At 61.0% G+C, this 13,535-nt stretch carries 20 protein-coding genes; 4 read left to right on the top strand and 16 right to left on the bottom strand.

Annotated features, from left to right (window positions below):
• Together AC3VI7_RS09765 and csx16 are read right to left on the bottom strand one after the other, a co-directional pair.
• The coding region (locus AC3VI7_RS09765; RefSeq protein WP_489671490.1) for a hypothetical protein at positions 1–142 on the bottom strand (142 nt) is incomplete at its 3' end.
• Positions 142–294, bottom strand: coding sequence for a CRISPR-associated protein Csx16 (gene csx16, locus AC3VI7_RS09760; protein WP_489671149.1), 153 nt, complete (start codon positions 292–294; stop codon positions 142–144). The genes AC3VI7_RS09765 and csx16, both read right to left, overlap by 1 nt.
• A gap of 370 nt (positions 295–664) precedes the next feature.
• Between csx16 and AC3VI7_RS09755 the strand changes: the two genes are divergently transcribed.
• Complete coding sequence (locus AC3VI7_RS09755; protein WP_489671150.1) at positions 665–1,309, top strand: fibronectin type III domain-containing protein; 645 nt, start codon at positions 665–667, stop codon at positions 1,307–1,309.
• Here the strand turns inward: AC3VI7_RS09755 and AC3VI7_RS09750 are convergent.
• Positions 1,296–2,126, bottom strand: coding sequence for a fused MFS/spermidine synthase (locus AC3VI7_RS09750; RefSeq protein WP_489671151.1), 831 nt, complete (start codon positions 2,124–2,126; stop codon positions 1,296–1,298). The two genes, AC3VI7_RS09755 and AC3VI7_RS09750, sit on opposite strands and share 14 nt — an antisense overlap.
• Positions 2,119–2,874, bottom strand: coding sequence for a YoaK family protein (locus AC3VI7_RS09745; protein ID WP_489669799.1), 756 nt, complete (start codon positions 2,872–2,874; stop codon positions 2,119–2,121). Before AC3VI7_RS09745 ends, AC3VI7_RS09750 begins: the two co-directional genes overlap by 8 nt.
• A gap of 115 nt (positions 2,875–2,989) precedes the next feature.
• Between AC3VI7_RS09745 and AC3VI7_RS09740 the strand changes: the two genes are divergently transcribed.
• Entirely contained in the window at positions 2,990–4,714 is a 1,725-nt protein-coding gene (locus AC3VI7_RS09740) for a GGDEF domain-containing protein (protein WP_489671488.1), read from the top strand.
• Between the two features lie 2 nt (positions 4,715–4,716).
• On the opposite strand, the gene AC3VI7_RS09735 is transcribed toward AC3VI7_RS09740, so the two are convergent.
• The 4 genes from AC3VI7_RS09735 to AC3VI7_RS09720 form a co-directional block, all read right to left on the bottom strand.
• Positions 4,717–5,418: a pseudouridine synthase gene (locus tag AC3VI7_RS09735; protein WP_489669801.1), complete on the bottom strand. Its 702-nt coding sequence runs from the start codon at positions 5,416–5,418 to the stop codon at positions 4,717–4,719.
• Positions 5,419–5,496: 78 nt separating this feature from the next.
• Positions 5,497–6,150, bottom strand: coding sequence for a retropepsin-like aspartic protease family protein (locus tag AC3VI7_RS09730; protein ID WP_489671487.1), 654 nt, complete (start codon positions 6,148–6,150; stop codon positions 5,497–5,499).
• A 24-nt stretch (positions 6,151–6,174) separates the two neighbouring features.
• A complete protein-coding gene (locus tag AC3VI7_RS09725) occupies positions 6,175–6,402 on the bottom strand; it encodes a DUF2281 domain-containing protein (protein ID WP_489669803.1) in 228 nt (75 codons plus the stop codon).
• 28 nt (positions 6,403–6,430) lie between these two features.
• Entirely contained in the window at positions 6,431–6,919 is a 489-nt protein-coding gene (locus AC3VI7_RS09720) for a YajQ family cyclic di-GMP-binding protein (protein ID WP_369415901.1), read from the bottom strand.
• Positions 6,920–6,988: 69 nt separating this feature from the next.
• On the opposite strand from AC3VI7_RS09720, the gene murB reads away from it, so the two are divergent.
• Positions 6,989–8,008 carry a UDP-N-acetylmuramate dehydrogenase gene (gene murB, locus AC3VI7_RS09715; protein ID WP_489669804.1) on the top strand — a complete coding sequence of 340 codons (1,020 nt, stop codon included), beginning with the start codon at positions 6,989–6,991 and terminating at the stop codon, positions 8,006–8,008.
• Here the strand turns inward: murB and AC3VI7_RS09710 are convergent.
• The 6 genes from AC3VI7_RS09710 to xth all read right to left on the bottom strand — a co-directional run bounded on the left by AC3VI7_RS09710 (position 7,995) and on the right by xth (position 12,106).
• Positions 7,995–8,525, bottom strand: coding sequence for a septal ring lytic transglycosylase RlpA family protein (locus tag AC3VI7_RS09710; protein WP_489669805.1), 531 nt, complete (start codon positions 8,523–8,525; stop codon positions 7,995–7,997). The genes murB and AC3VI7_RS09710 overlap by 14 nt on opposite strands.
• Positions 8,526–8,576: 51 nt before the next feature.
• Positions 8,577–8,918, bottom strand: a complete 342-nt coding sequence (locus AC3VI7_RS09705) for a Bor/Iss family lipoprotein (protein ID WP_489669806.1) — start codon at positions 8,916–8,918, stop codon at positions 8,577–8,579.
• A complete protein-coding gene (locus AC3VI7_RS09700; protein WP_489669807.1) occupies positions 8,915–9,229 on the bottom strand; it encodes a Bor family protein in 315 nt (104 codons plus the stop codon). The genes AC3VI7_RS09705 and AC3VI7_RS09700 overlap by 4 nt, the downstream gene beginning before the upstream one ends.
• Before the next feature lie 17 nt (positions 9,230–9,246).
• Complete coding sequence (gene traF, locus AC3VI7_RS09695) at positions 9,247–10,851, bottom strand: conjugal transfer protein TraF (RefSeq protein WP_489669808.1); 1,605 nt, start codon at positions 10,849–10,851, stop codon at positions 9,247–9,249.
• A gap of 44 nt (positions 10,852–10,895) precedes the next feature.
• Positions 10,896–11,243, bottom strand: coding sequence for a carboxymuconolactone decarboxylase family protein (locus AC3VI7_RS09690; protein WP_489669809.1), 348 nt, complete (start codon positions 11,241–11,243; stop codon positions 10,896–10,898).
• A gap of 83 nt (positions 11,244–11,326) precedes the next feature.
• Positions 11,327–12,106, bottom strand: coding sequence for an exodeoxyribonuclease III (xth, locus tag AC3VI7_RS09685; RefSeq protein ID WP_489669810.1), 780 nt, complete (start codon positions 12,104–12,106; stop codon positions 11,327–11,329).
• A 66-nt stretch (positions 12,107–12,172) separates the two neighbouring features.
• Between xth and AC3VI7_RS09680 the strand changes: the two genes are divergently transcribed.
• A complete protein-coding gene (locus AC3VI7_RS09680; RefSeq protein ID WP_489669811.1) occupies positions 12,173–12,748 on the top strand; it encodes an NnrU family protein in 576 nt (191 codons plus the stop codon).
• A 9-nt stretch (positions 12,749–12,757) separates the two neighbouring features.
• On the opposite strand, the gene AC3VI7_RS09675 is transcribed toward AC3VI7_RS09680, so the two are convergent.
• Positions 12,758–13,348, bottom strand: a complete 591-nt coding sequence (locus tag AC3VI7_RS09675; RefSeq protein WP_489671152.1) for a DUF4337 domain-containing protein — start codon at positions 13,346–13,348, stop codon at positions 12,758–12,760.
• 16 nt (positions 13,349–13,364) lie between these two features.
• Positions 13,365–13,532, bottom strand: a complete 168-nt coding sequence (locus tag AC3VI7_RS09670; RefSeq protein ID WP_489671489.1) for a hypothetical protein — start codon at positions 13,530–13,532, stop codon at positions 13,365–13,367.
• Positions 13,533–13,535: the final 3 nt, after the last annotated feature.

Genomic DNA, 13,535 nt, shown 5'->3' with positions numbered 1-13,535 from the left:
CCGTCATGCACGCCGCCTTACGCAGCGCCGCCCCAAACACCCCACGCAGCAGCGACCCGGCGTAATCCGGCAAGCGCAACTCGTCATGCATCACGGCCGTGATGCGGTAGCGGGTGAGGGGGAGGATTGCTGGTGGATTCATCAAGGAGCCAGCCATTTCTTGACCAGCACGGTGTCGCCGGGCTGGATGTGGCTGACGTCGAGGTGCGTCACCCAGTGGTCTACGCGCAAGCCTTGAGCGCGTGCCCAGGCCACAGCACCGGGATGGCGGGAAATAAAGTAGGTCTGGCTCATGCGTGCGGATTGTGCTCAGGCCCGAGCGAGATCAGCACGGATGGCAACGTTGCTGAGTGGCAAACACCATGGCCATGCACCCATGCACCCACCCCGGTGCAGCCGTCACCCCACCTACATGCAGCCGTGCATGGACCCCGATGCACCCGTACACCGGCTGTGGTGGACCCATGCATTCACCCCGATGCCGCCATGCATCGGTCACGGTGCGCCCGTGAACGTACCCCGGTATATCCATGCACCCACCCACGTGCATCCATACATCCAGCCCAGTGCAGCCGTGCATCCCCCATCAACCCAACTTTGGGGGGAGATCAATCAGGCGACGGCCGGGCCAAGAATGGGGTGCCTTTTCAAACGGGAGTTCTTCATGCAACCGAAGCTGATTTGTCACTTTGCGCGGCTGAGCGAGTCGGACTTTCAGACCAAGGCGGGGTTGATCGTGGCGTCGCTGAAGGCCAATCCGAATTTCCCCGAGCCGTGGCCGGTGCCGGCCCCAAGTTTGGTGCGGATCGAGGCGGCGTTGGCGGTCTATCGCGAGGCGTATCGCGCTAGCCTGATGCATGACATGGTCAAAATCGCCGAGCGCAACCGGGCTCGCGATGCCTTGACGGCCTTGTTGCAAAGGCTGGTGCAGTACCTGGAATTTGTGGCGGCCAACAACGAGCCCAAGCTGCAATCGACCGGGTTTGATTTACGGCGCGAGCGGGGTCAGGCTGACTTCACCGAGCCCTTGGGGCCCCCGGAGGGCTTGAAGCTCAAGCACGGTGCCTTTGGCGGTCAGGTGGATATCCACGTCAACCGCGTGATCGGTGCCGGCAGCTACGAAGCCGAGATCGCGCAAGGCGACCCCACCGTGGCCGCCCACTGGCACCACGCCTTGACCACCACCAGTGGCATGCACATGCTGCTGCGTGGCCTGCCCGCTGCCCAAACCTTTTGGGTGCGCGTGCGCGCCATCAACGCCGGCGGCCCTGGGCTCTGGTCTGAGCCGGCCAGCATCATGGTGTTGTGATGAGTGGCCTCCTGAGCACCCGGCGCATGCGCGTGCGGGTGGCGGCCAGCGTGGTCTGATGCACCAAGTCGAGCTTTTGCCAGCGCGCTTGGATGCGGGCGGGGCTGGGCTGCCACTGAGGAGCCCGACTGGCAAAGAGGATGCGGTTGGTGTCGCGCTCAGAAGGCACCGAGAGGCTGCGGCTGTCAAAGGTGGCGTCGATGCGGCTTTCAAGCACCGCGCTGTCGTCGGCTTGCATGTTCACCACCAACAGGCCCTCCGGGGCGAGGGCCGCGTGGCAGTGGGCGTAGAAGTTGGCCGAACACAGGGCATCAGGCTGGCCTTCGCGGGTAAAGCCATCGACCAAGATCAGATCCCAGCCGTGGGTTTCGTCTTCGTCGCTCACAAAAGCCGCACCGTCGCCACACAGCACCCGCAGACGCTCGTCGTCCGTCGGGATCAGAAAGTCGTCGCGCAACGCAATGACTTGCGGATTGATCTCGACCACCGTGATGTGTGTTTGCGGCAGGTGGCGATAGCTGTACTTCACCATCGAGCCACCGCCGAGGCCGATCATCAAGATGCGTGTTGGTGGCATATCGGCCAAGAGCAAGAAGCCCATCATCACCCGCGTGTAATCCAGATCCAGCGCATCGGGGGCATCAAGACGCATGGCGCTTTGGATGGCCATGATGTCGAAATGCAGCGAGACCACCTCGTCGGAGGCGTAGACAAAAGGCGTGTCGAGGGGGATCTCCAGCACCGGCTCGGTCACGGTGTCGGTGTCTTCCTCAAAGGGGTAGAAACCCTCGAAGCCATCAAAGGGTGTTTCAAGCATGGCCAAGTTTGCCACGCAGGTCGCTGAGCAAGGGCAGCGCGGCCATGCCGGTGAGCAGCAGAGCAAAGGGCAGGGTGGCGCTGAAACCCAAGGTCTTGAAGGCCATGGCACCGATCAGGCAGCCGCTGAAAAACAGCCCCAAGAGGGTCAGATGGATGCGGATCTTGTCGCGATTGGCCACCACGCGGTGCGCTTCATCGGCTTCAGCCAGCCGGTTCCAGTAAAGCAATCGGCCGAGTTCAATGCCGAGATCGGTGATCACCCCGGTCATGTGGGTGGTGCGGATCTCAGCCTTCGAGATTTTGGTCACCATGGCGTTTTGCAGGCCCATGATGAAACACAGCAGCGCCACGGTTGAAGGCACGAACAGATCGACGTAGAGGTGCAAGTTGGCCCCCATCAGGCCAAAGAGCAGCAGCAAGGCGGCCTCCATCATCAAGGGCAGAGCAAATTCGCCGCGCAGATGTCGGCGTCGGCCCCAGTTGACCAGCACCGCTGAAGTCATCGCACCCAGCACAAAGGCCAGCACGCAAGCCACCCCCGCGATGCCAAAGACCAACTCACCGATGACAAAGTTATCTGCAATCGACGAGACCATGCCCGTCATGTGCGAGGTGTAGCGCTGCACCGCCAAAAAACCCCCGGCGTTGATGGCACCGGCCACGAAGGCCAGCACGCCACCAAGCTGCCGGTTGGCACGCTGGGTGCGCTCCGGGGCGGTGAGGCGGTGAAGAAGTTGGGCGGCCATGAGAGCGGCGCATTGTAGGTAAACACCCTCTGAGTGCAAACCCGTGTTTCAGGGTGAAGGCTTGAACCCTGATAAATGTCACGTTCAGGGTCGTGCGGATGAGGATTCAGGCAAGATGCGCAGTTTTGGTCTTCTTGACGGCATGAAGCTCAAACCTCGCCTTTTGCTGCTGACCGCGTTGATCGTCGTGGGGTCTGCGGGTGCGGCTTTCATGGTGGCGCGTGCGCTGGCGGAGGACATGATCGAGGAGTGGGCTCAGCGTTATGCCCTCAGGCAAGTGCTCTATCAAAAGAGCCACATGCTCCAGCCGATCCTGCGCGAAATGGAGCTGGCCAAGAGTCTGGCGCATGCCGCACCGATCGTGGCTTGGGCGCGTCAGCCCGATGATCCTAGACTGCACCGGGAAGGCCTGCGTGAGCTGGAAGCCTATCGGCAGAAGTTCCACGAGCACAGCTACTTTCTGGCCTTGGCGGGCAACCGGCACTACTACATGAACAACGCCGACAACGCCTTTGCCGGCCATGAGTGGCGCTACACCTTGGATCCTGATCATGCCAACAGCCGCTGGTTTTATGAGTTGCTGCGGCAAAAGCGCGACATCCAAGTCAATGTCGAGCAAGACATGTCGCAAGAAAGCACCAACGTCTGGATCAACGTCTTGGTGCGCGAGGGTGATCAGGTGCTGGGCGTGACGGGCACGGGGCTCAATTTGCAAAACTTTCTGCACGATGTGGTGCAAAGCGATGAGCCAGGGGTGACCAGCCTCTACATCGACGATCAAGGGGCCATCCAGCTCCATACCAACCGTGCGCTGATCGATTACGCCTCCATCACCAAAGCGGCGACTGAACACAAAACCTTCTTCGCCTTGCTGGACCAGGCCGCTGATCAGTCGGCGGTGAAACATGCTTTGGAGACGCTGCGCGTCGGTGAGCGAACCTTCATCACCCACCGAGTTCAGCTCGGCGAGCGTACTCACTTGCTCGGCATGGTGGCCTTGCCAGAAATTGGCTGGTATCAGATCACGTTGATGGATCTTTCGGTGATGTTGCCGCTCAGTCGTTTTGGGGCCATGGGCTTGGTTTATTTGGTGACACTTTTGGTGGCCATGAGTTTGTTGGCTTGGTCGTTAAGTCGGTTGGTGTTGCGTCCCTTGGCACGGCTCAATGACGCCATGGCGCAGGTTTTGGCCGGTCAACCTGTGCCGCCAGAGCTGGTCCGAGAGGGCTCGGGCGAGATGCGCGATGTGATGCGCCACTTCAGCCACATGGCTGGCGTGATGCTGGCATCCCGGCACGAGTTGGAGGAAAAGGTGCGTGAACGCACTGCCGCCCTTGAGCACTTGGTGCAAGTCGATCCCATGACAGGCATCTTGAATCGGCGCGGCATGAGTGAACATATGGCCGCAGCCATCAGTCGTTCCCTGCTCGGCCAAGGCCAGAGTTTGGGCATCCTGTGGCTGGATGTAGATGACTTCAAACGCATCAACGATCAGCACAGTCATGCGGTGGGTGATGAAGCCCTGAAGATCATCGCGGCCCTGATCAGAGCCCATCTGCGGCCGCACGATGAGGTCGCTCGCTGGGGTGGCGATGAGTTCGTCGCCATCCTGTCATGGGTGGATGCCGAGCAGCTTGAGCAAGTGGCAGAGCGCATCCGCAGCGCCGTGGCGGCCCATGAAAGCTTGTTGGATGCTGAGGGTCAGCCGGTGCATTTGCATCTCAGTGTGGGCGGCCATATCTTGCAGCCCGGCGAAACCATGGCGACCTTCCTGCACCGCGCCGACCAAGCCCTGTATCGCGCCAAGGCGGCCGGGCGCAACGGCTATTGCCGTTCCTGAGGTCAAGCGCCCAGCAAGGCCCGCTCAGCTGGGCCGACCCAGCGCCACTGACCCATGGGCAGATCGGCGGGCAGGGCCAAGTTACCCATTTGGCTGCGATGCAAGCTCTCCACATGGTTGCCGACCGCTGCAACCATGCGGCGCACTTGGTGATATTTGCCTTCGCCCAAGGTCAGCGACAGGGAGCATTCGCCCGTGGCTTGGCAAGCGATGGCCGCCACCGGCTTGGGGTCGTCCAGCAAGACCACCCCGGCCAGCAGCTTGGCGATTTGCTCCGGTGTGACGGGGCGGGCGCATTGGGCTTGGTAGACCTTGGGCACATGGCGCTTGGGGTGCGTGAGGCGATGGATCAGCGCACCGTCTTCGGTCAGCAGCAGCATGCCGGTGGTGTCTTGATCCAGCCGACCGATGGGCTGCACGCCCCGGTTGCGCAGCGGCGGCGGCAACAAGGTCAGCACGCTGGGGTGGTGCTTGGGTTTTTGCGAGCACTCGTAATCGACCGGCTTGTTGAGCATCACCACGGCCTTGTCAAAAAACGGCCACGCGATGTCGTCCACCGTCAACACCAGCCCTTCGGTGTCGAACTCGGTGCTCGGGTCTTCGATCACCCGCCCCCCCACAGCCACATGGCCTTGTTCGATCAGACCCGCACAAATCCGGCGCGTGCCGAAGCCTTGAGAAAACATCACATCCGATAAACGCATCACAGCTCATCCAGCCTTGTTTTGAAAAGTTAGGCGGGATTCTGAGGCAAGTGCCGACCAACGCGATATGACCGCTGATCAGCGCTTGATCAGCACCATCTGGCTGCCTTCGCGTTGCATGGCAAAGCGGCTGAGGAAGCTGTTGCCGAGCAAGACGACGGGCATGTCTTGTTCGAGCACGATGGCGTCGATTTGGTGCAGTTCGATGTCGCGCACCCGCAGGCTATTCAGGCTGATGGGCCATGCGGGGGCCGTGCCGTTGGCGGTTTGGGTGACAAGCGGTGTGCCTTTGCGGTAGTCGAGGCCCAAGCGCTCGGCCACCTTGGCTGACATCGTGACCAAGGTGGCCCCGGTATCGATCAGAAAGTTGACCGACTGATTGTTGATGCTGCCGGGGACTTGAAAGTGTCCGCCCGAGCTGGCCATCAGCACGATGCGCCCACCGCTGCTTGATTCTCGGCCGCCGTCACCGCTGCCGCCCAAGGCCGTGGGGCTGCCGAGGTTGAGCCACAGGCTGCGACCGTTCAAGCTGACTTGAGCGCGGTCGTCGCTCAAGGCCAGCAGCCGCAAGCCTTGGCTTTCTTGACCCACGCCCAGCATGCGCGTTTGACCATCCACCACCAACAACGCCCGCTCGCCCATCCGCCCGCTGTAGCTCAGGCTTTGGCTGAAGGCGGGCAGGGCATGGAGGAGGGTGCAGAGCAGGGCGATGAGGCTGCGCATGGTTGTCATCTCAGTCCTGCCAGTTTTCGATCATCAAACTGCATCCCGAGGGACATCCATCGTGGGCGAGGACTCTGGGATGTCATCGGGAAAGTCGGTACTCAGGCCACCGGCAATGGCCGCCAGAAAGTGCTCGGTACTGGGGGCAGCGTGAGGGGAGCCATAGCGTCGAGCAAGAAACTCGATGAAATCCAGGGCCTCACGTGCGGCAGCCTCAGGGAGTGTGAGGCTGCGTTGATAGATGGTCTGGGCATAGTTCATGGTATGGCTCCCAAGCAATAAGGTGAGATCAATCCCGAAAGTTGTTGAAGCTCAGCGGGGCTTCGGTGATTTCTTTTTTGAGCAGGGCCATCACGGCTTGGAGGTCGTCGCGTTTGGTGCCGGTGACGCGCACGGTGTCGCCTTGGATGCTGGCTTGGACCTTGATCTTGCTTTCTTTGATGGTCTTTTGGATTTTTTTGCCCAAGTCGCCTTCAATGCCCGCTTTGACAATGATCTTTTGCTTGAGCTTGTCGTGGCTCATCTTTTCGGGCTTGGCGCTGCTGTCGAGAAAGCGGCTGTCCACGCCGCGCTTGCTCATTTTGTTCAGCAGCACATCGGTGACTTGGCCGAGCTGGAAGTCGCTGTCGGCAAACAAGGTCAGCTCTTTTTCTTTTTGTTCAATGCGAGCGTCCGAGCCCTTGAAATCGAAGCGCGTGCCGATCTCTTTGTTGCTCTGTTCAATGGCGTTTTTGACCTCGACGAGGTTGGGTTCGAGCACGGTATCGAAGCTGGGCATGGGGTCTCTTTTCTGGGTTGAAGCGATGTAAAAGCCGCTGAGCAAGCGGGTATGAAGGAAAATTCTGCCATGCGTATTGAAACCGGCGTCAATCTTCAGCCCCACAACACCCTCGGCCTGCCCGCCATGGCCGAGACCTTGATCCATATCGAGACCGAACGAGGCGTGCGCAGCGTGGTCAATCACCCGGTGTACGGCAGGGCCCCGAAGTTTATTTTGGGCGGCGGCAGCAACGTGGTGTTGGCGCGCGATCTCTCGGCCTGTGTGCTGAAAATCGAGATTGCGGGCCGGCGCTTGCTCGAAGAGCGCGAGGATGCTTGGATCATCGAAGCTGGTGCTGGCGAGCCTTGGCATGACTTGGTGATGTGGACTTTGGAGCAAGGTTGGCCGGGCCTGGAAAACCTCGCCCTGATCCCCGGCACGGTGGGCGCTGCGCCGGTACAAAACATCGGCGCCTACGGCTTAGAGCTGGCGGATCGGCTGGAGTCGGTGATTGCGGTCGATCTGATCACCGGCCGCACGGTGGAGTTGGATGCGCGCCACTGCCGCTTTGGCTACCGCGACAGCGTCTTCAAGCAAGCGCTGGCGGGCAAGAGCGTGATCACGCGGGTGCGGCTGCGACTGCCCAAGCCTTGGCAGCCGGTGCTGGGTTATTTGGACTTGCAGCGCAAGCTCGAAGAACACCCCGGGGTGGAGCCCAGCCCGGATCAAATTGCCGCGTGGGTGTGCGAGATCCGCCGCGCCAAGCTGCCCGATCCGGCTCTGATCGGCAACGTCGGCAGCTTCTTCAAAAACCCAGTGGTCACGGCCGAGCAGTGCCGCGACATCATCAATCGCGATCCGCATCTGGTGCATTACCCGATGGACGACGGTCACTTCAAGCTGGCGGCGGGCTGGTTGATCGACGCCTGCGGCTGGAAGGGCAAAGCCATCGGCCACGCAGCGGTCCATGACCGTCAAGCCTTGGTGCTGGTGAACCGGGGCGGGGCGCGTGGGGCTGAGATCATCACGCTGGCCAACGCCATCCAGGTGAGCGTCTATGGCCGCTTTGGCATCCGTTTGGAGCCCGAGCCGATCATCGTGGCGTGAGGCCTGACGGTGGACGCGGTGAGGGCTCGGGAAAGACCCGCTCGATCTCGACCTCACGCACGCCGTTCAACACGCCCAGACGCAGCGCTGCGGTGTAGGACAAGTCGATGATCCTGCCGTCCACAAACGGCCCCCGGTCATTGACGCGCACCACGACTGAGCGTTGATTGGCGGGATTGCGCACCCGCACATAGCTGGGCAGTGGCAAGGTGGGGTGCGCTGCGCTCATGGCGAACATGTCGTAGCGCTCACCGCTGGCGGTAGGTTGGCCGTGATAAGCGCGCCCATACCAAGAGGCCAAGCCTTGTTCTCGCAAGGGCGCGTCCGCCGCCAAAGGGATGTAGAGCCGGCCGTTGAGCCCGTAAGCCTTGTTCGGCCCCCCAGCCCGGATGGGTTCCAGCTGGGGTTGGGCGTCCGGGGTTTGCAGCAGCCGCTCAAGTTGCTGCGCTGAGAGCCCCAGCGGCGGCCCATCCAGCACCGCCGGCCGACTGGCGCAACCGGCCAGTGTGACCAGCATCAACGCCAACAGAAAACGGCCTAGTCGCCTCACATCGCGCTTACATCTTGTTTACATCTTGCTTGTGCGCTGCACGCAGTACACCTGCGCGGTGCGCGGCGTAAAGGGGCTGATGAAGGGGATCGGGACGAAGACTGAAGTCAGTGAGCTGAGCAAGATGTCCGTGAAAGCCAGTGAGGACTCGACGCGCGCGACCTGACTGGCTTGACCACAAACCGCTGCTGCATCAATTTCTTCGGTCTGGCCGATGCCGCTCAGAAAGAAAAACTGCATCTTGTCGGCATGGGGGCGTGGCACGGCGCTGTCCTCAGAGGTGCGGAATGACTGCGTGGCACAACCACCGCTCAACGACACCATGACCACCAGCGCAAGCAAGGCAAGGAGTTTCTTCATGACTTTGATCCTCCGTGGACACAGTAAACCTGCGCGGTTCTGGGGGTGTAGATCCCCAGCGTCACGGCGCTCAGGAGGATGTCGGAAAAGGTTTGTACCGATTCGACATGGGCAATGTTCTTGGACCCATGACAGACCTCGACCGCATCGACCTCACGGTGTTGGCCGATTCCGGAGAAGAAGAAAGCTTGGCTGGTACTTAGATCGGGCTCAGCCGCACCGCCTGAACGCAAGGTGTAACTTTGAGTGGCACAAGCGCCGAGGCCGCTCAAGGCAATGAGGGCCGTGATCAAAAAGAGTCTCTGGGTCATCACGAAGTTTTCCAAGCTCAGAATTTTTGGGCAATCGAGATCGCCACCCCGGCCGAGCGGGGCACGGAGCCGCTGCTGGTGTTGTTGGTCGCGCTGCTGACTTGGGCGTCGAGGTTGAAGACGCCCCAGCTCATGCCTAAGCCGTAGCTGGTGAGCTTGGTGCCGACCAAGTCTTGGCGATAGCCCACGCGCAGGCTGGGCACGATGTGGCTCAGGATCGCACCGACATAGGGCACGTTGTAACGTTCGGCGTTGTAGCTGGCCCCCAAGGTGACGATCTGATGGGGCTCGCCCACAAAGTCGGTGGTCTCATTCAAGGCCATGCTGCCTTGGAGCAGCCAGCGCTGGTTGCTGCTACGCACGGCCCCTTCCACCACCACGTGAGGCTTGAGGGATACCGAGTCATCCAGCTTGACTTTGCCCAAGCCCGCCAAGGTTTGGGCGGCGAGACGGTTGGCGGCACTGGGGTCGCTGCGTAGATCGGGGTAGCGCAGCGAAGGGCTGTTGAGGTTATAGAGCGTGGCCCCCAACTGGTAGTTGTCGTGGTGCCAAGCCAAACCGGCATCCAGGCCGATGGCACTGGCCTGACTGCGCAGCGCCGGGTCGTTGCCATTGCCGTTGATCGTGGTGGCATTGCCATCGGCGTCCACCACGGCTGCAAGCTGGCGGTAGAGCTGGGCGTTGTAGCTGCTCAAGCGCAGGCCCACATCGAGCTGCGAAGCCAGCGCGGCGGGGATCAGGTCTTTGTAGCCTGCTGGGGTGATCTGCGAAATGCGGGTCGCATAACCCAAGCTGATTTGTTGCACCACGGCGGCCTTGATGTCAAAACCGGAGGCGGTGGTGACGGCGTAACTGGTGATGGCCGTCGGCGGCGTGGCCGAGTTGAACTTGGTGATCAGGGTCTGGGCGGTGGCTTGATCCGCCGGGCTCAGCATCCCTTGAATGGCCTGGATGGCGCTGCTTTGGGTCGCTGGGGTGGTGGCGTTTTGCAGGTTGGTCAACTGCGTGGCCAATTGGGCGGTGGGCACGGTGAGGCGCAAGTTGTTGATGGCCGGGTCCGAGCTGGCGAACTTGACCAGCACGGCTGCGTCTGAGGTGCGCAAAGCCCCACCGCCTTGCATCTGCGCGCTCATGTTGAAGGTCCAGACCCCGGGCATCCACGTTTTGCTGCGGATAACGATGGGCGAGAGCACCGAACCATAGCCTTGCACGTTGATGTGCGCGCCGCGCTCCAGCAAGGGCAGAAAGCGCTGGTTGATCTCATTGACCGCAGCTTGGGCGTCACTGGCCGTGTTGCTGCTGCGGGCCGTATCGACCTTGAGCTTCATGGCATCGACTTCTTGCTGAAAGTTGTCGAGCGCACCCATTTCAGCGCGCAAGCCCAAGTCCATCAAACCGAAGCGCACGGTGCTGTTGGTGTCGATCAGGCGCTCGGCGTTGGCCGGGTTGAACACGGCCGAGCCGAGGTTGGAACGGTTGAAGCCGGGGCCGACCGTCATGCTGTAGCCCGGGCTCGCGAGGGACTGATTGGCGCTGGCCGCTTGTGCAAGCAGCAAGAGGACGGGCACCAAGGGTACAAAGGGCCCGGGGATGAAGCGCCGCAAGGCAGTAAGGCTGTTCATGTCGATGACTCCAACGGTATGCCTTGCAGTGTAGAGGAGCTCAATCAGCTTGCTTCGAACTGATCCCACGCTTGAAGGGCCTCAGCGGCATACATCAGCGAAGGGCCACCCCCCATGTAAACGGCCACGCCCAAGGTTTCATCGAGCTCGGCGCGGGTGGCCTCAAGGCGTTTGAGGGCCTTGATGTGAAAACCGATGCAACCGGCGCAGCGTTGGCTCACACCGATGGCCAGGGCCATCAATTCTTTGTGTTTCTCCGACAACACTCCTGCGGCCATCGCCCCTTGTGCCATGGCGGAGAAGCCTTGCATCGTGGGCTTTTGCGACTGCCGCAGGCTGCTCAGCTGGCGGTTGATCTGTTGGGTCAGTTCGGGATAGTTCGTGGCGGACATGGAAAGGGCATCAAAAGTCAGTACACCCTACAGGGTATGTGAAAAACTAAGTAATTACCCTGATTTGCATCAAGGCGCGCGGGTTAGGGCTCAAGGGTCACGATCACTGGGGCGTGGTCGCTGGGGCGCTCATTGCGACGCGGTGCTTTGTCGATCACGCAACTGCTGACACCCGCGCGCAGGGCGGTGCTGACCAAGATGTGGTCGATGCGCAGGCCTTGGTTTTTGCGAAATGCCAAGTTGCGGTAATCCCACCAGCTCCAGCTGCGCGGCGCTTGCTCAAAGAGCCGGAACGCATCCACCAGCCCCAGACCCAGCAGGTCTTGGAACGCTTGGCGTTCTTGAGGCGTGCAATGGATCTGCCCGGCCCAAGCCACAGGATCGAAGACATCGCGGTCTTCAGGGGCGATGTTGAAGTCGCCCATCAGCACCAAACGTGGGTGCGCGGCCAGCTCGGTGTGCAGCCAAGCGATCAAGGCGGCAAGCCAGCGCTTTTTATAGACAAACTTGTCGCTGTCCGGCGCTTGGCCGTTGGGGATGTACACCCCGATCACCCGTAGGGGGCCGCTTGGGTTTTGCAGCGTGCCGGCGATGACGCGGGCTTGATCGTCCTCCAGCCCGGGGATGTTTTTCACCACGTCCAAGATCGGTTGACGGGTGATGAGGGCCACGCCGTTGTAGGTTTTCTGACCGAACCACGCGGCGTGCCAGCCCTCAGCGGCCAGCGCCTCAAGCGGGAAACGGTCATCGGTGAGCTTGGTTTCTTGCAGCACCACCGCATCGGGTTGGGCTTGGGCGAGCCAATCAAGCAGTTGCGGTAGACGCACTCCCAAGGAGTTGACGTTCCAAGTGGCGAGCTTCATGGCGAGATGTCCTCAGAATTTCTTGCGTCATACTGACGCTTCAGTGGTACGAGACCGAGATCCGATATGAAAACCTTGATTTTGGGCCTGGTGCTTTTTTTGGGCCCCCACGCTGTGCGTATCGTGGCCGAAGACTGGCGCAGCAAACAGCTCGCTCGTTGGGGTGAGAACCCTTGGAAAGGGGTCTTTTCCCTCCTGACCTTGGCGGGGTTGGTGCTGATCAGCTTGGGTTACAGCTCAGTCCGGGGCGAAACGGGTGATCTGTGGAATCCCCCGGTTTGGACGCGGCATCTGGCCGCCTTGCTCACCTTGCCCGCCTTTGTGCTCTTGGCCGCCGCCTACGTACCGGGTTCGCGCTTGAAAGCCCAAATCGGCCACCCGATGTTGCTGGGCACCTTGCTGTGGGCCTTGGCGCACTTGCTGGCCAATGCCCGTTGGGCGGATCTGCTGCTCTTTGGCAGCTTTGCGTTGTGGTCGGCGCTGGCGTTTTACGCGGCACGCCGCCGCGACCAACGTGATCGCGTGCTGCGCGAAGGCCGATCAGGGCGCGACGCCATTTCAGCCCTCAGTGGCTTGATCGCTTGGGTGGGGTTTGCCTTCTGGCTGCACCCCCTCTTGATCGGGGTGCGGCCTTTCGGTTGATGCTGATTTTTAGATGTGCAGCATCGCCGCGATGCCGATGACCACGCCGATGCCGGCGGTGCCGAACATGCCCCACTCCAGCCACTTGCGCCGTGTCAGCAAGGCGATAGCGGCCAAGGCAATGGCGATCTGAAGCACGGTGGTGGCCTGCGCCCAACGGTGATGCAGGTGCAACTGGTCGTCGGACTTTTTATCCCAGTCGGTGGACTCGGCTTCAAGCTTCTCGGCGGCCACTTTGATGTCGGCCTTTTCCTTCTTGTAGCGATCCACCTCGGTGTGGTAGGGCTCTTTCTTGTCCTCGGCCACCAACACCATGGCCAATTCGGCCATGTTTTGCTTGCTGCTCTTGGACTGATAGAAGTTCCATTGGTTGGAGGCTTCCGTCTTCTTGATGGCCGCGTTGTTCTTGAACAAGCTGGCGTTGGCTTGGGTCGCCCCACCCATGTAGGAAAACAGCGAGCCCACCGTGGCCAAGATGGCGGTCATGACAGCGACTTGGCTGGCAAAACTGTCATCGCTGCCGCCGTGACCACCGCCGTGGGCGGCGTGCTCGACAGCGTGATCGTGGGGGCCGTGAACGTGAAAACCGTGACCGGACATGGATGAATCTCTCTGCTTAGTTTGTGGGCGTGGAAGAACGGGTGTAAGTGACAAAAGCGATATCGGTGTCTGGCAGTGCGGCCGAATGGATCAAGCGCCGATCACTGACGTTGAAAGCGCGCCGATTCCAGCTTGGGAAAAACGCATCGCCATCTTCGTCGCGGTCCACTTCGGTCAGGATCAACTC

Source organism: Leptothrix toolikensis (SeqCode) (assembly GCF_057922285.1).
The sequence above is the reverse complement of the archived record's forward strand: the minus strand, read 5'-3'. Positions and strand labels throughout refer to the sequence as shown.

Excerpts from the sequence above, each read along its gene's own strand:
- AC3VI7_RS09730 (WP_489671487.1), bottom strand. The coding sequence starts at position 6,150 with ATGACAACCATGCGCAGCCTCATCGCCCTGCTCTGCACCCTCCTCCAT.
- murB (WP_489669804.1), top strand. The coding sequence starts at position 6,989 with ATGCGTATTGAAACCGGCGTCAATCTTCAGCCCCACAACACCCTCGGC.
- AC3VI7_RS09690 (WP_489669809.1), bottom strand. The coding sequence starts at position 11,243 with ATGTCCGCCACGAACTATCCCGAACTGACCCAACAGATCAACCGCCAG.
- AC3VI7_RS09725 (WP_489669803.1), bottom strand. The coding sequence starts at position 6,402 with ATGAACTATGCCCAGACCATCTATCAACGCAGCCTCACACTCCCTGAG.
- csx16 (WP_489671149.1), bottom strand. The coding sequence starts at position 294 with ATGAGCCAGACCTACTTTATTTCCCGCCATCCCGGTGCTGTGGCCTGG.
- AC3VI7_RS09700 (WP_489669807.1), bottom strand. The coding sequence starts at position 9,229 with ATGACCCAGAGACTCTTTTTGATCACGGCCCTCATTGCCTTGAGCGGC.
- AC3VI7_RS09720 (WP_369415901.1), bottom strand. The coding sequence starts at position 6,919 with ATGCCCAGCTTCGATACCGTGCTCGAACCCAACCTCGTCGAGGTCAAA.
- AC3VI7_RS09705 (WP_489669806.1), bottom strand. The coding sequence starts at position 8,918 with ATGAAGAAACTCCTTGCCTTGCTTGCGCTGGTGGTCATGGTGTCGTTG.
- AC3VI7_RS09745 (WP_489669799.1), bottom strand. The coding sequence starts at position 2,874 with ATGGCCGCCCAACTTCTTCACCGCCTCACCGCCCCGGAGCGCACCCAG.
- AC3VI7_RS09750 (WP_489671151.1), bottom strand. The coding sequence starts at position 2,126 with ATGCTTGAAACACCCTTTGATGGCTTCGAGGGTTTCTACCCCTTTGAG.
- traF (WP_489669808.1), bottom strand. The coding sequence starts at position 10,851 with ATGAACAGCCTTACTGCCTTGCGGCGCTTCATCCCCGGGCCCTTTGTA.
- AC3VI7_RS09735 (WP_489669801.1), bottom strand. The coding sequence starts at position 5,418 with ATGCGTTTATCGGATGTGATGTTTTCTCAAGGCTTCGGCACGCGCCGG.
- AC3VI7_RS09740 (WP_489671488.1), top strand. The coding sequence starts at position 2,990 with ATGCGCAGTTTTGGTCTTCTTGACGGCATGAAGCTCAAACCTCGCCTT.
- xth (WP_489669810.1), bottom strand. The coding sequence starts at position 12,106 with ATGAAGCTCGCCACTTGGAACGTCAACTCCTTGGGAGTGCGTCTACCG.
- AC3VI7_RS09710 (WP_489669805.1), bottom strand. The coding sequence starts at position 8,525 with ATGCTGGTCACACTGGCCGGTTGCGCCAGTCGGCCGGCGGTGCTGGAT.
- AC3VI7_RS09680 (WP_489669811.1), top strand. The coding sequence starts at position 12,173 with ATGAAAACCTTGATTTTGGGCCTGGTGCTTTTTTTGGGCCCCCACGCT.
- AC3VI7_RS09675 (WP_489671152.1), bottom strand. The coding sequence starts at position 13,348 with ATGTCCGGTCACGGTTTTCACGTTCACGGCCCCCACGATCACGCTGTC.
- AC3VI7_RS09755 (WP_489671150.1), top strand. The coding sequence starts at position 665 with ATGCAACCGAAGCTGATTTGTCACTTTGCGCGGCTGAGCGAGTCGGAC.